Source organism: Proteiniphilum acetatigenes DSM 18083, assembly GCF_000380985.1.
Taxonomy (GTDB): Bacteria; Bacteroidota; Bacteroidia; order Bacteroidales; family Dysgonomonadaceae; genus Proteiniphilum; species Proteiniphilum acetatigenes.
This window is the reverse complement of record NZ_KB905693.1, coordinates 72225-86361: the sequence shown is the minus strand read 5'-3', so window position 1 is coordinate 86361 and position 14137 is coordinate 72225. Positions and strand designations below refer to the sequence as shown.

The 14137-nt window shown below is 42.9% G+C and carries 12 protein-coding genes and 1 pseudogene; 5 read left to right on the top strand and 8 right to left on the bottom strand.

From position 1 onward, the window contains the following. Positions 1-105: 105 nt before the first annotated feature. Positions 106-2466, top strand: a complete 2361-nt coding sequence (gene pbpC / locus F597_RS0102490; protein ID WP_044060013.1) for a penicillin-binding protein 1C — start codon at positions 106-108, stop codon at positions 2464-2466. Positions 2467-2476: 10 nt separating this feature from the next. On the opposite strand, the gene F597_RS0102485 is transcribed toward pbpC, so the two are convergent. Continuing rightward, on the bottom strand, positions 2477-3574 hold the full coding sequence (locus F597_RS0102485; RefSeq protein WP_245541987.1) for a TlpA family protein disulfide reductase: 1098 nt from the start codon (positions 3572-3574) through the stop codon (positions 2477-2479). A gap of 415 nt (positions 3575-3989) precedes the next feature. Beyond that, entirely contained in the window at positions 3990-4307 is a 318-nt protein-coding gene (locus tag F597_RS0102480) for a hypothetical protein (protein ID WP_019538127.1), read from the bottom strand. A 447-nt stretch (positions 4308-4754) separates the two neighbouring features. Between F597_RS0102480 and F597_RS23020 the strand changes: the two are divergent. Beyond that, positions 4755-5094, top strand: a pseudogene (locus tag F597_RS23020) (DMT family transporter); the annotation flags it as partial. Between the two features lie 76 nt (positions 5095-5170). On the opposite strand, the gene F597_RS0102470 reads toward F597_RS23020, so the two are convergent. Both F597_RS0102470 and F597_RS0102465 read right to left on the bottom strand, forming a co-directional pair. After that, positions 5171-5662 (bottom strand): GNAT family N-acetyltransferase, encoded by a 492-nt coding sequence (locus F597_RS0102470; protein WP_019538125.1) that lies wholly within the window; start codon positions 5660-5662, stop codon positions 5171-5173. A 2-nt stretch (positions 5663-5664) separates the two neighbouring features. Then, positions 5665-5955 carry a type II toxin-antitoxin system TacA family antitoxin gene (locus F597_RS0102465; RefSeq protein ID WP_019538124.1) on the bottom strand — a complete coding sequence of 97 codons (291 nt, stop codon included), beginning with the start codon at positions 5953-5955 and terminating at the stop codon, positions 5665-5667. 420 nt (positions 5956-6375) lie between these two features. On the opposite strand from F597_RS0102465, the gene F597_RS0102460 reads away from it, so the two are divergent. Then, positions 6376-7284 (top strand): DMT family transporter, encoded by a 909-nt coding sequence (locus F597_RS0102460; protein WP_019538123.1) that lies wholly within the window; start codon positions 6376-6378, stop codon positions 7282-7284. On the opposite strand, the gene F597_RS0102455 is transcribed toward F597_RS0102460, so the two are convergent. The 3 genes from F597_RS0102455 to F597_RS0102440 form a co-directional block, all read right to left on the bottom strand. Continuing rightward, positions 7267-7917 (bottom strand): ATP-binding cassette domain-containing protein, encoded by a 651-nt coding sequence (locus F597_RS0102455; RefSeq protein ID WP_019538122.1) that lies wholly within the window; start codon positions 7915-7917, stop codon positions 7267-7269. The two genes, F597_RS0102460 and F597_RS0102455, sit on opposite strands and share 18 nt — an antisense overlap. Before the next feature lie 441 nt (positions 7918-8358). Beyond that, entirely contained in the window at positions 8359-9228 is an 870-nt protein-coding gene (locus F597_RS0102445) for a fructosamine kinase family protein (RefSeq protein WP_019538120.1), read from the bottom strand. Positions 9229-9311: 83 nt separating this feature from the next. Beyond that, complete coding sequence (locus F597_RS0102440; protein WP_019538119.1) at positions 9312-11936, bottom strand: valine--tRNA ligase; 2625 nt, start codon at positions 11934-11936, stop codon at positions 9312-9314. A 403-nt stretch (positions 11937-12339) separates the two neighbouring features. Here F597_RS0102440 and F597_RS0102435 point away from each other — a divergent pair, with 403 nt between their 5' ends. Then, on the top strand, positions 12340-12582 hold the full coding sequence (locus F597_RS0102435; RefSeq protein ID WP_019538118.1) for a (4Fe-4S)-binding protein: 243 nt from the start codon (positions 12340-12342) through the stop codon (positions 12580-12582). Further along, positions 12566-12853: a GNAT family N-acetyltransferase gene (locus tag F597_RS0102430; RefSeq protein ID WP_019538117.1), complete on the top strand. Its 288-nt coding sequence runs from the start codon at positions 12566-12568 to the stop codon at positions 12851-12853. The genes F597_RS0102435 and F597_RS0102430 overlap by 17 nt, the downstream gene beginning before the upstream one ends. Before the next feature lie 72 nt (positions 12854-12925). Here the strand turns inward: F597_RS0102430 and F597_RS0102425 are convergent, their stop codons facing one another. Then, positions 12926-14092, bottom strand: a complete 1167-nt coding sequence (locus F597_RS0102425) for an exo-beta-N-acetylmuramidase NamZ family protein (protein WP_019538116.1) — start codon at positions 14090-14092, stop codon at positions 12926-12928. Positions 14093-14137 lie beyond the last annotated feature (45 nt).

Genomic DNA, 14137 nt, shown 5'->3' with positions numbered 1-14137 from the left:
TTCGCTTTAGTTGCATACATTCCGTCGAAAAAAGATGGGTGAGGGGAGATGGGTGAGAAGCTAAAAGGTGTTGTAAAGAAAACAGGAGAGTGGATATCCCTATGCATGAGTAGACTACTACAGTGGTTTTACGTGTTGCATTTACGGAAAAAAATTGCCCTGTTGGTACTTGCTTTCCTGTTGGTCTGGTACTTATTTTCCCTGCCTGGTACCTTGTTCCCTTCGCCATACAGTACGCTGGTGTCGGACCGGAACGGCGAATTATTGGGGGCACGCATTGCTTCCGACGGCCAATGGCGGTTTCCGCCGGCAGACAGTGTACCTGGTAAATATGAAATCTGCCTTATCCAGTTTGAAGACAGGCATTTTCGTTATCATCCGGGCGTAAACCCTTTAGCGCTTGGCAGGGCGATGATACAGAACGTGGAAGCGGGTAGGGTAGTGAGTGGCGGAAGCACCATCACCATGCAGACCGTCCGGCTGATGCGCCGGAATAAACGGACCTATTTCGAAAAATTCATCGAGATCATCCTCGCTACCCGGCTTGAATTATCATACTCAAAAAAGAAGATTCTGGCGTTGTATGCTTCGCATGCGCCGATGGGTGGAAATGTGGTGGGTATTGATGCTGCGTCGTGGCGATATTTCGGACATAGCGCAGAGTCGCTGTCATGGGGAGAGGCGGCTGTGCTGGCCGTATTACCCAATTCACCCGCGATGATGCACTTTGGTCGTGACCGGGAAGGATTGTTGAAGAAGCGAAACCGTCTCTTGCGTCAATTGCTCGATGACAATACCATTGACCAGACAGATTATGAACTGGCCGTGTCAGAACCATTACCCGATCACCCGCATCCTCTGCCGCAGATCGCACCTCATTTGGTGACGCAGGCCTTTTTACGAAATCCCGGAAACCATATCCAATCCACGGTCGATAAACACCTGCAAATGCGTGCTGAGGAGATACTGGATCGTTGGAATACCGAATTTTCGCAAAACGGTATCTTTAACCTTGCCGCGTTGATTGTCGACCTGGAAACGAATGAAATACTTTCTTATAACGGTAACGTGGGATTCAGAACCAATGCCTATGGCAGCCAGGTAGATATTATTCAATCGCCCCGAAGTACGGGTAGCATATTGAAACCGTTTCTCTATTGCGCCATGTTGCAGGAGGGTGTACTGCTGCCCACAGAACTGCTTCCCGATGTTCCCATCAATATAAACGGATTTGCACCTAAGAATTTCAGTCTGGGGTACGACGGTGCGGTACATGCGGATGAGGCACTGGCGCGTTCGTTGAATGTCCCTTCAGTGGTTTCATTAAGGAAGTACGGCGTACCGAAATTCTACGATCTCTTGAAGAAATCGGGACTGACCACCCTCAACCGGCCTGCCGACCATTATGGCCTCTCCCTGATCTTGGGCGGTACGGAGGGTACGTTATGGGATATTGCCAACGCCTATGCCCGGATGGCACATACCGTGACGGATTATAACCGTGACGGGACATACTATGAGTGGGAGAATTTCAGGCTGTTGCGTGATGATTATCAATTCGGAGAACGTAATCAGGATGAGTCACCTTTATTCAATGCCGGTGCCGCATGGCTTACGTTACAGGCGCTGACCAATGTGAATCGGCCGGAAGAGTTGAACTGGGATTTTGTACCATCTCTCCGGAGGGTAGCATGGAAAACAGGTACCAGTTACGGATTCCGGGATGCCTGGGCGGTCGGCGTTACACCCAAATACCTTGTCGCCGTATGGACGGGCAATGCAAGTGGAGAAGGTCGTCCGGGGCTTACAGGCGCACGAACGTCGGCGCAGGTGATGTTCGACCTGTTTAATATTTTACCTGCTACCAGGTGGTTCGAAACGCCTTACGGAGAACTGGCCGAAGTGGCTGTATGCCGTGAGAGCGGCCAGTTGAAGGGGATGTATTGTCCCGAAAACTCCATCGACACCCTGCTTGTTCCTGCAAAAGGGTTGCAGGGAGCGGTCTGCAGTTATCACAGGCGAATCCACCTGTCTGAAGACGGACAGTACCGGGTATATGAACAATGTGCGGGTGACAGGGGTATCCGGTCCGTTTCATGGTTCCAATTGCCGCCGTCGTGGGAATGGTACTACAAACAGCAGCATCCGGGTTACCGTTCACTCCCCCCTTTCTCTCCCGAATGTGCTTCCGGAAATATCTCCGACGCGGTGATGCAGTTTATCTATCCCTATCCGGGAGCGATACTCAGGATAACCAAACAATTGGATGGTTCACGGGGGAAAGCCGTTTTCGAGCTGGCGCACCGGAATACCTCCACGCGTGTTTTCTGGCATCTCGGTACAGATTATCTGGGAGAAACATCCAATATTCACCAAATGGAGCTCTCTCCCGATCCGGGTGAACATACCCTTACCGTAGTCGATGAAAATGGTATATCGTTATCAATACGGTTCAAGGTCGACTGATTTTGATTTTTCATTTATTCAACAATGAATATAACTCTTGAATGTCTTTTTCCTCATTTAACAATATCTTTTTTGCGTTTCTGTCAGGGTAAACCAAAATAAAATCAGGTATTGCAGAAATTTGCCAATCGCTTTTCAGTTTCTTGTCTGTGAGCCACAAACTCCGCCATTTAATATTTTCTTTTTCCATTAATGTATTCCAATCATCAATGGTGGTACTTTCGTCTGTGGTAAGATAAACCAAATTCAAATTTTCTTTTGTCTTTTCATAAATTTCTTTCATCAATGGTATTTTTTTGTGGCAAGGACCACACCACGAGGCAGAAAAACAAAGCAAGGTGTATTTTGTAGGCTCTAAAATAATTTTTTCGGTTTCTTTTGTCAAAGGATTTGGCAGAAGAATATCATTGATTCCATCTAATTTAACAGTTGCAAAATTCATTTTTGCCATTGTTCCCCATCTGGAATTTTGCATTTCCGACGAAAAAAGATTAAAAAGATTCCTATAATCTTCTTTTGATTTGTAGAAATTTGGTGTAGTGGAAAAAAATGAAATGTAATAAAGAGAGTTAGGATTTTTCTTTATTTTATCTGCATATTCTACTAAAAATTCCTCGTAAGGTTTGTTGGGATTTTTTCTGTCATAGAAAAAACTAAACATTGGGGTTTGCATAAATTCTCTTAAATATCTATTTTCAGGCAATTCCATCAAGAAATAATCCGTTACAATCGTTTGAATTACAAAAGTAGAATCTAATTCTGCTACATAAAATGTGTTTTCAAACAATGCAGTAGTGTCGAATTTACCTTTTAACTCAATTGAATTTTTATTTTCGTCAAAATTAAAATAACCACCTCTTAAAGTATCGTTTTCTATAATTGTCCGAAAATCAATCATATGTACGTTGCTTTCATTTTCATTTATGAGACTATCATTTTTATGTCTAATCGCATAATATCTGGTAATCTCGGAAATTGAATCAGGAATTACAAAAGTCCAATTATGACCGTCTGTTGAAGTTCCATCGATTTTCAATCTTTCACTGTCTCCTGTGTCTGCTGACAGATACAAATTATCGTATTTTTTGCCTTCAAACGATATTTTCACCAATTTGTTTTTGGGGGAATCGCAACCCGAAAAAAAAGTCATTCCTGCGAGGCAGATTATCATCGTAACCACATTCCTCAAATTAAATTTGTTTCTGGACATTAAAAATAAAAATTTAGTTTATATCCCTATTGTACTGCTAATCGAAGCACAAAACTGTCAAATTAAGCCAATTCAAAGTCTGCCGGAATAACCCTGCGTGCCGTCTACCGCTTGTGCCTAACGGGGTATAACTTGGCGGTCGTGCCGACATATCCGTAGGATGTGTCAGGAGACCGGCTGCAGCAGGCATGCCGCCAAACTGTTGTTGCAGGAAGGCTCTTTGTTAGTTGATACAAGTTCGTCAAGCCGAGTCAATCTGTAATTTGTCGAACATGTCGTAATAAGTAGCTTTTGTAGGGTGTTTTCCATTGTTTTATTTGATGCGAATAAAAAATTCATCATAGAATTCAAAACCACCGCTGTGACGAATTTTCAGTGTGTCATTTGAGAACCAATATTCATACCTGTTATCCCATTGGGTTCCATCAATATTCTCTCCATAAATTGTGATGACTGATTTTGTTACCCGAAAATTACATCTGGCAATTTCATTTTCAAGATAATCATAAAGTATTCTCAGATTGTCTTTCGTATATTCTTCTATTTGTTGGTTTTCGACATTTACAGAATAAACGCCACCTGTCATATCACGCCCTTTCACTAATTGCCATTTACCCGTTATTTCTTCCATTGGGTAATTCTCTTTTTGACAACTAACAAAAAATGTGATGCATAATAAAATGATAAAAATTACCCTGCTTTTGAAATGGCTTTTAGTCTCCATTAGGCTGTTTAAATTATTGTAATGTGCCATAATCATTGATTTTTAGGTTATTATCTTGCCGCCACTCTGTCGTCTTAGGTCTTTGTCGGCGTAGTCCGCTTGCCTCCAACGCACAAATATACGCAATAGTATTAAAAAAATACTTATTATAACAAGAATTAAAATAAATGATATTTATATGTAAGACAGATTATTGAGAGATAATATTTGTTGTCTATTTCGAATTATTACGAAGACGATCGGATTACGTCACAGTTACGCTGCACATTTACTGGAAATATGTAAAACAGTTATAACCACTTAATTGTCGACAAATTGAATGCATTTGCTATAATAGGGAAAAGGGGAAAAAGATCCCTTACATCACCGATAGATGCGACGATAATTACTACATCCTTACCGATCATCACGTTGATATTGGGAGTCCTGTTTTTGATGATACCAATGAAGATCCTCGGTGTTATGATAGGAGCTAATTGGCGCACTGATTCTTATTTTAAGTAACTACAATAATTCCGGAATTTCCGGAAATATCTGGGGTGATGTTTTGTGCTTATTCGTCCAGATTAGTTTTGCCTGCTATCTGACAATTTTTAAAGGGTTGATATCGCGCTATCATGTTTTCACCCTGATGAAGTGGATGTTTACGTATGCTTCCATATGCTTCATTCCTTTTTCATTTCATGATTTATCAGAAATGATTTCTTTTCAATTATTCAGGATCCGCACAGTCGCAATACAATGACTGCTTATACCCGGTAATAATCTGTTCATTCAAATAATTCTTTCAGCGTTTTAGTTGCAATTAACATTTTCCCGCTATCGGGCAGTTTTATAAAACCATATTTTTCATAAAACTTTTCGGCATCTTCATCAATCGGATCGACCACAACCGCGAAAGAGCCGATTTCTTTTGAAATTTCATAACTCCTCTTCAACGCGTCTATGAGTAGAATTTTCCCAATGCCTTTTCCTTGATATTTTATGTCAATGGCTAATCTTCCGAGAAGCGTTGCTGGAATAGAAGTGTATGATTTTGGTAATTTTTTCCGGATATTTTCGGGAAAGCTGTTCAATGGAATACTGTTGTTTGATAACGTATAATATCCTTGAATTTCGTTGGTATCATCTGTCAAAATAAAACAGGCAGAAAGTTTCCGTTTAACGTCCTGTCCTGCCTGATTTTGAATATAACTGTTTAAAAGTTCTTTTCCGCAGTCGAAATCCGATTTATTATGCTTTTTCCCTAACAGTTCTATCATTGTTATTTTCCTTTTGATATAAAAGCATTGTAATCATCTAATGCACTCACCAAATTTTGGTTTGGTTTATTCACTTTTGTTATCGCATTAAAGAAAATCTCGCTGTCTTTTTCAGAAGCGATTATTTGTTCTTTTTCTTTTATGATTTCTTTTGCTTTTTCTTGCACTGTTAAAACAACAAAATCGGTCAAGCTCCTATACCCACCCAAAAGTGCGGCTCTTTCAAAAAAATCTTTTTGCTCTTTTGAAAGTCTCGCATCAAATCGTGCTTGCGTTTTTGCCTTTGTATTCATAACATCTAATTTTTAACTCAACACAAATGTACGTAAAAAATCCGCACAAACAGATTTTTGTACGGAATATTTCAGTATTTATTTTTGCCGAATATTGCGGACAACAGTTCGGCAGCTTAGCGGATTAATGTACAGAAAGTTTCTGATATTTCCGTTTTTATCAGGATTGTTACCACGTCATTCTTTTGCTGTTATTCCGAAAAGAATAACATTTAATAAATCAGCTTCATTGGCATAAACAAAACTTGCGTGTTGCTGTGTGATTTTAATGTTTTGTGCTCATGTAGCTCACAAATTTTTTGATACGCTTTTACAGGTGTTATTAGTAACGCCAAAGGTGTTTAGGGATACGAAATGAAACAGTCTATGGGAAAAGACGCTTCAGGTCTTTTTTTATATTAATTTTGTTTCAAAAGAAATATGAATAGTAAAATAGTCAAAGCCCATATTGCATTGTTTGCAGCCGCAAGTATGTGGGGGCTTATGTCGCCGGTCGGCAAAATGGCGATGAACGCAGGTATTACAAGTCTGTCATTGACTTCGATGCGCATGATGGGCGCTGCACTTTGTTTCTGGATTGCTTCATTTTTTGCCCCCAAAGAAAAAGTCTCCAAGCGAGATCTTCTGTTATTGTTTTTTGCCGCATTACTGGGTATTGTCTTCAATCAAGGAATGTTTATCTTTGGATTATCGCTTACCTCGCCGATAGATGCGACGATAATCACTACATCCTTACCGATTGCTACGTTGATACTGGGGATCCTGTTTTTAAAGGAGCCAGTGATTCCGATGAAAATTTTTGGTGTGATTATAGGCGCCGTGGGTGCGTTGATTCTTATTTTAAGTAATTACAATGATATCGGCATTTCCGGCAATATCTGGGGCGATATGTTGTGCTTGTTTGCTCAGATTAGTTTTGCCTGTTATCTGACATTTTTTAAAGGATTGATCTCCCGGTATCATGTTTTTACGTTGATGAAATGGATGTTTACCTATGCTTCTCTATGCTTCATTCCTTTCTCATTTCATGATTTATCGGAAATGATATCTATGTCTTTCCCTGTCGATGTCTGGTTGGAAGTCGGGTATGTTGTTTTCTTCGGAACATTCTTCGCCTATGTGCTGATTATGGTGGGGCAAAAGACGCTTCATGCAACAATCGTAAGCATGTATAATTACATGCAACCAGTTGTTGGGACAATTGTGTCCGTTGTTATCGGGATAGGAACATTCGGGTGGGTAAAAGGCATTGCCTCCCTGTTGATATTTGTGGGTGTGTATATTGTAACGCAAACGAAATCGAGGATGTCACTAAGGAACGTACCTTAATTCCCTTAAATCTTCCTCCTCTTTTACCAAATGTGTTTTCCCGTTTGAGAGTAGATAGACCGGATCGCAAATTTTCCGGATACGACGATACATGTGGTCCGTTACTAAAAAACCTTTATTGCCTGCTTCTGAAAGGATGATATTTTCTATTATATCATTATATACGGGGCTGATATGAGTAAAAGGTTCATCAAGTAATATAAATTGAGTATCGGATTTTAAAATGACATATAATTCCACCAGACGGTGCATCCCGCCTGAGAGATCTTTTATCTTCGCTTTTTCGCGATCCTGGAATTCGGGAAAGAGTTGAGCGAATGCAGTATAATCAACACGGAAATCGTGAAAAATCCGTTTTAAGGAGAGCCATTTTGGGATAAAATAGTGTTGAGGAAGATAGCGCATTAAATGGGGCTGTTTGTAAATATCGAAAAAATAGATATCGTCAATGCTGATGGATTTCTCGCAGGTGAGCGTCCCGTAAACGCCGCGCATCAGACAAGATTTTCCACATCCATTCTGTCCGAGTAGCCCCACTATATTTCCGGTTTCAATTTTCAGGTAAACGTCCGAAAGAATAAGTCTTTCTCCAAATAGCAACCGGACACTACTTATTTCCAATGCATGTTTCATCTCTTAATTATGTTTTACATCAGGATATAGGAACGAAAATTATTTATCGAAGATTATAGGCCAAAATCATCATAGCGAAGAACAGTAGCAGGTCAAACAGGAGAGAGAATATCCAGAGTACTTTTTTAGAAAGGCCAAAATTGTGGAAATAAAAGTATATCTGCTTCCTGTAATCATTTATAAGATAGAATGATACTCCCATTGTAAATATCTTGAACCAGAATAGCATTGGATACATGCCAATCCCGTTTTTCCATAAGAAAAAAGTACAAATCAGATTGACAAGAAGAGATACCCAGATATAATACCGGTAAAAGGTGAATAAGATGCATATTTTTTTTACCATAATCCTACAAAGTTGCAAAAAATATATAGATTAGTAGATATTTAGCTTTACAGATGTTGCTTCCCTGAATGTTAACGTTGGTTTATCCGTTTATCTCAAAAATATCTTTTCAGGATGGATGAGACGGAAGAGTAGTACCCACTGCCGAAGAGGTTGAGGTGTACCAGCAGGTAATAGAGTTGATACAGATCGATTTGGATATCGTAATAAACCGATTGGGGGATGATTTCGTGATAGGCATCGTAAAACTCCGATCCGAAACCGCCGAAGAGGCGACTCATGGCAATATCGACCACAGAGTGGCCGTAATAGACAGCAGGGTCAATCAGGTAAGGGGTCCCATCGGTTGCGATCAGGTAATTGCCACCCCAGAGGTCGCCATGCAGCAATGCAGGCTTTATATTGCCGAAGATCTCCCGAAATAGGCTAATGGCTTTCCCTTCTTCCGGTATTATTTGTGGTTGTATCAATCTGTTCCTGAGTGCCAGTTGAAGTTGAGGGAGAATACGCTCGAACCAATAGAATTCAGCCCAGTTGGTATGAGGATGATTTTGCTGGGGCAGACTGCCGATAAAATTATCGGAAGAAAATCCAAAGTCTGCTTGTGAACATTGGTGTAATCCGGCCAATTGACTACCCAGGCGTTGATAATCGGAGGAAGCCGGGCGTTTGCTTTCCACAAGATCCATCAGGAGAAAGGCTTGCCCGTCAATGGAGTCGACAAAATGCACACGGGGAACAGCGATAGTTTTGGATTCTTCAATGGCTTGTAATCCCTCCTGTTCCGAGTAGAACATTTCCAGGGCAAAAGGAGCGTTGTTCACTTTCAGGAAGTATTGTCCCGTTGCGGTATCCACGCGGTATGCCGAAGAGATATCCCCGCCGGAAACCGACTTGACGTTTACTACCCTTTCTTCCAGACGGGAAGTAATATAAGGCAGAATATGTGTTAAGGTATCACTCATTATTCAGCCGTGTTTGAGAGTTTTAGGGAATACCGGACAGAGCCCGGTATCCTGGATATAATATACAAACTGCTGTCCTGTATTTATTTCTCCAATATCGCAATATTCTCTTTCAGCAGAGCGATTTTACTTTCTGCATCGGCCTGTTTCTTGCGCTCGCCTTCTACGATCTCCGGTTTGGCATTCTGCACAAACCGTTCGTTACCCAGTTTTTTTAATACCGACTGTAAAAAACCTTCGGTATAGGCGAGCTCCGCTTTCAGTTTTCGTAATTCGGCCTCCACATCTATTTTGTCGGCCAAAGGGATACTGTATTCTGTGGTGCCCACCAGGAAGCCCGGCGCACCCGGCTGCTTTTCGGAAACCAATGAGACCGAGGAGAGACGGCACATCTTGGAGATCACGCTGTTGTAACTGTGGTTATGCTTACCGGTCACCTGCAACTCCAGTTCATCCTTAATGGGAATACTCTTCTCCAGACGGATAGTACGTACTCCGGCAACGACCTCTTTCATTGTTTCGAAATCGGCCAGCAGCACGTTGTCGATCAGACCTTGTTCCGGTTGAAGGGTGATCATGATGCTGTTGCCGGGTTCCCTGTCCTGCAAAGCCTGCCACAGTTCTTCAGTGATAAACGGCATAAAGGGGTGCAGCAGGCGCATCAGCGCATCGAAATAATAAAGGGTTACCTTGTATGTCTCCGCGTCAATAGGCTGTTGGTAGGGAGGTTTGATTATTTCAAGGTACCATGAGGAGAATTCATCCCAGAAAAGTTTGTAAAGCAGCATGAGGGCTTCGGAGAGACGGTATTTGGAGAAGAGGTCGTCTAACTCGGTGATAGTTTCGGAGAGTTTATTCAGGAACCAGATCTCTGCGATTATTGCCGTCTCCGGCCGGGGTATGTTCTCATCGACTTCCCATCCTTTAATAAGGCGAAAAGCATTCCATATCTTGTTGTTGAAATTGCGTCCCTGTTCGCAGACCGATTCATCGAAAGGCAGGTCGTTCCCGGCAGGTGAAGTGAGCAGCATACCCATACGTACGCCGTCAGCCCCGTACTTCTCCATCAGTTCGATAGGGTCGGGTGAGTTACCAAGTGATTTGGACATCTTGCGACCCAGTTTGTCGCGTACGATCCCCGTGAAGTATACATTCCGGAAGCAAGGTTCGTTACGGTACTCATACCCGGCCATGATCATGCGGGCCACCCAGAAGAAAATGATTTCGGGAGCGGTCACCAGGTCACTCGTGGGATAGTAGTAGGCAATCTCTTTGTTATCCGGGTGGTTGATTCCGTCGAATACCGAGATAGGCCATAACCAGGAGGAGAACCAGGTATCAAGCACATCCTCGTCCTGCTTCAGATCGTCGATAGTCAGCGGATAATCCACTTTTGCCAATGCTTTTTCGAATGCCTCCTCCCGGCTCATAGCCACCACGTATCCTCCCTGGGGCAGGAAGTAAGCCGGTATCCGGTGTCCCCACCACAACTGTCGACTGATACACCAGTCCTTGATGTTTTCCATCCAGTGGCGGTAGGTGTTCTTATATTTTTCGGGATAAAAACGGATAGTGCCATCTTCTACCGCTTTGATAGCGGGACGTGCCAGGTCGTCCATTTTCAGGAACCACTGCATCGAGAGCTTCGGCTCGATGGGGACATCGGTACGTTCCGAAAAGCCCACTTTGTTAGTGTAAGGTTCCACCTTTTCCAATAACCCAGCCTCTTCCAGATCTTTTTCGATCAGCTTGCGTACCTCGAAACGATCCATCCCTACGTACCGGTCACCGTTCTCGTTGAGCGTGCCGTCCTGATTGAATATATCGATAGAGGGTAGGTTGTATTTTTCTCCCAGCATATAATCGTTCACATCGTGTGCCGGGGTCACTTTCAGGCAACCGGTACCGAATTCGATATCCACATAATCATCTTCAATTACAGGAATAGCCCGGCTGACTAAAGGAACAATCACTTTTTTTCCTTTCAGATGAATGTTTTTGGGATCATCGGGATGGATACACATGGCTGTATCACCCATGATAGTTTCGGGGCGGGTAGTGGCGACCACTGCGTATCCTCCGTCGGGATCACCCTCAATTTTATATCGTAGATAATAGAGTTTACCGTTCACTTCCCTGTGGATCACCTCTTCGTCCGAAAGTGCAGTAAGAGCTTTAGGATCCCAGTTGACCATCCGTACTCCGCGGTAGATCAGCCCTTTGTCGTGCAGGTCGCAAAATACTTTCAGCACACTCTCCGAACGGGTCTCATCCATGGTGAAAGCTGTCCTGTCCCAGTCACATGAAGCGCCCAGTTTCTTCAACTGTTCCAGGATGATCCCTCCATGCTCGTGTGTCCAGTCCCATGCATGCTTGAGGAACTCATCCCTGGTAAGATCGCTCTTTTTAATACCCTGTGCAGCCAGCCTGTTCACCACCTTTGCTTCGGTAGCGATGGAGGCATGGTCTGTGCCGGGCACCCAGCAGGCATTCTTTCCCTGCATCCGTGCCCTGCGTACCAGCACATCCTGGATCGTGTTGTTGAGCATATGTCCCATATGCAGTACGCCGGTGACGTTAGGTGGTGGAATGACTATGGTGAATGGTTCACGGTCATCCGGCTCGGAGTGGAAAAACTTATTGTTCATCCAGTATCTGTACCACTTCTCTTCTACCTCTGCGGGGTTGTATTTGCTTGCAATCTCCATACGAACATAATTGAATTAGTCACATGAAAACCGCATGTAACCGGCGATCATCTTGTTTCGCTCATGCGGTTTTATCCTGTTTTGTGATGATGTTTTGTTCCCGGAACCTGTTTTTCCCGGGATCACGCCGTCAAAATGACGCAATGACATGCAAAAATACAAAAAATAACTCAAACCGTTCTTGTGGTTTTGTTTATGTTGAACTCTCCAGGAGCCGTCGTGTCTGTTTTCCCTTTCTTACAGATATACCTCCGGTCTTAATATATACCATATTGTATGACTGATCGATGAGCAATAAGCCAATTTACAATCTGGCTGTATATTTTGATTGGAGCAAAAAGAAATTCTCTATATTTGCATTTGAGAAATACATTGATTATTAACAACCTGATTTAGCAGAAACATGGAAAATATTATCAAAAAATATTCCAATGGTGAGGTAACCGTTGTCTGGAAACCAGACCTGTGTCAGCATGCCACGTTTTGTTGGAAAGGGCTCCCCGGAGTATTTAACCCTAAAGTGCGTCCCTGGATCGATCCTTACGGGGCATCTACGGAACAGATTGTCGGACAGGTGGAAAAATGCCCGTCGGGAGCTTTAAGTTATTTCTATAATAAGGGGGAAGAAAATGGAATTGAAACATAAAGACAATGGAGAAAAAGGCGCATTTTTCATCAGGGATGAAGGACACCGCGCCGCGGAAATGACGTATGTCTGGATGAACGACAATGTTTTTATCATAGACCATACGGAAGTAAATCTCCGGTATGAAGGACAGGGTTTGGGAAAGCAACTGGTAGCCGAAGCAGTGGAATTTGCAAGAGGACGCGGTATAAAGATTTTACCATTATGTCCGTTTGCCCGGGCCGTTTTCGACAAAACCTCAGATTATAACGATGTGAGGTTTACGCGCTAAGTCCTTTCTTCTACCGGTTTCCGGTAATTCACCGATATTCCACATCCCAATTCCTACATCTAGCATTCCGGATTATTCCGGGTAGAGAAGGTAGGGTTTTCGCTGCTGTTTGAAAGTATCCACATCTGAAGCCCATTTTTGCCTGATCTCTCCGGCTGATTTTCCGGCAATGATATCTTTGCGGATATAATCCACTCCGACCAGTTTTTCGAAGAAAGAGGTAAAGAATTTCTCTCCCATACTCAGGTTATTGTAGGCGTCGATCACATAAGAGAGATCGAATCTGTTTTCCCAGATCAATTCATTAGAAATATTCCGCAGATCCACACCGTAACATTTTTTATTGAGCAATGGCGGATTCTTGGCACCGGGTACACTCCGGGGAGTAAATGAAAAGTCAGATCCTTTATACTGCGGATGTCCATATACCTCAAAAGGGAATGATGTACCGCGCCCCAGACTCATTACCGTTCCTTCGAAAAGGCAAGTGGAAGGGTAGAGATATATCGAGTGTATGTTGGGGAGGTTGGGTGAGGGGGCGATGGGGAGTTCATAACGAGTCTGATGGGTATAATTTTCGCATGTAACGATTACCACATCACATACCCGGCCTCCGGGAAGCCATTTTTCCCCATTGATCATCAGTGCCAACTCGCCAAGGGTCATGCCATGTACTACAGGAATAGGCAACCAGCCTACACCCGATTTATGTTTCATATCCAGAATCGGACCATCTACATAAAATCCGTTTGGGTTGGGTCGGTCCAGTATGATCATCTTTTTTTCGTGTTCAGCACAGGTATCCATCAGACGGGCCATGCTGGCGTAATAGGTATAGAAACGAAGTCCTACATCCTGCAGGTCGAACAGCAGTACATCGAACTGTTTCATCTTGTCCGGTGAGGGTTTACCGCTTCCACTGCCGTAAAGTGACCAGATAGGAATACCTGTTTTCTCGTCAATTGAACTGGCTACATGTTCCCCGGCGTCTGCTGTACCGCGAAAGCCATGCTCAGGAGAAAAAATTCCTACTACATTGAACTGATGCCTTACCAGCATATCCACTAAATGTTCATCTCCGGCTATTCCTGTCTGGTTGGTCATCACGGCGACCCGTTTTCCTGTCAACAAGGGAAAATAAACATCGGTTCGTTCAGCTCCAACCTTTACAGGCGGTTCGTTCTGAGCGAAAATAAGAACAGAAAAGAGTAAAATCGGTAGTAAAAAATATTTTCTCATACTTATTTTGATCTAAAAACTAAAAGTGAATTTTCTATCCTTTAT

Excerpts from the sequence above, each read along its gene's own strand:
- F597_RS0102430 (WP_019538117.1), top strand. The coding sequence starts at position 12,566 with ATGGAATTGAAACATAAAGACAATGGAGAAAAAGGCGCATTTTTCATC.
- F597_RS0102425 (WP_019538116.1), bottom strand. The coding sequence starts at position 14,092 with ATGAGAAAATATTTTTTACTACCGATTTTACTCTTTTCTGTTCTTATT.
- F597_RS0102465 (WP_019538124.1), bottom strand. The coding sequence starts at position 5,955 with ATGAATACAAAGGCAAAAACGCAAGCACGATTTGATGCGAGACTTTCA.
- F597_RS0102470 (WP_019538125.1), bottom strand. The coding sequence starts at position 5,662 with ATGATAGAACTGTTAGGGAAAAAGCATAATAAATCGGATTTCGACTGC.
- F597_RS0102445 (WP_019538120.1), bottom strand. The coding sequence starts at position 9,228 with ATGAGTGATACCTTAACACATATTCTGCCTTATATTACTTCCCGTCTG.
- pbpC (WP_044060013.1), top strand. The coding sequence starts at position 106 with ATGAGTAGACTACTACAGTGGTTTTACGTGTTGCATTTACGGAAAAAA.
- F597_RS0102435 (WP_019538118.1), top strand. The coding sequence starts at position 12,340 with ATGGAAAATATTATCAAAAAATATTCCAATGGTGAGGTAACCGTTGTC.
- F597_RS0102440 (WP_019538119.1), bottom strand. The coding sequence starts at position 11,936 with ATGGAGATTGCAAGCAAATACAACCCCGCAGAGGTAGAAGAGAAGTGG.
- F597_RS0102460 (WP_019538123.1), top strand. The coding sequence starts at position 6,376 with ATGAATAGTAAAATAGTCAAAGCCCATATTGCATTGTTTGCAGCCGCA.
- F597_RS0102480 (WP_019538127.1), bottom strand. The coding sequence starts at position 4,307 with ATGGAAGAAATAACGGGTAAATGGCAATTAGTGAAAGGGCGTGATATG.
- F597_RS0102455 (WP_019538122.1), bottom strand. The coding sequence starts at position 7,917 with ATGAAACATGCATTGGAAATAAGTAGTGTCCGGTTGCTATTTGGAGAA.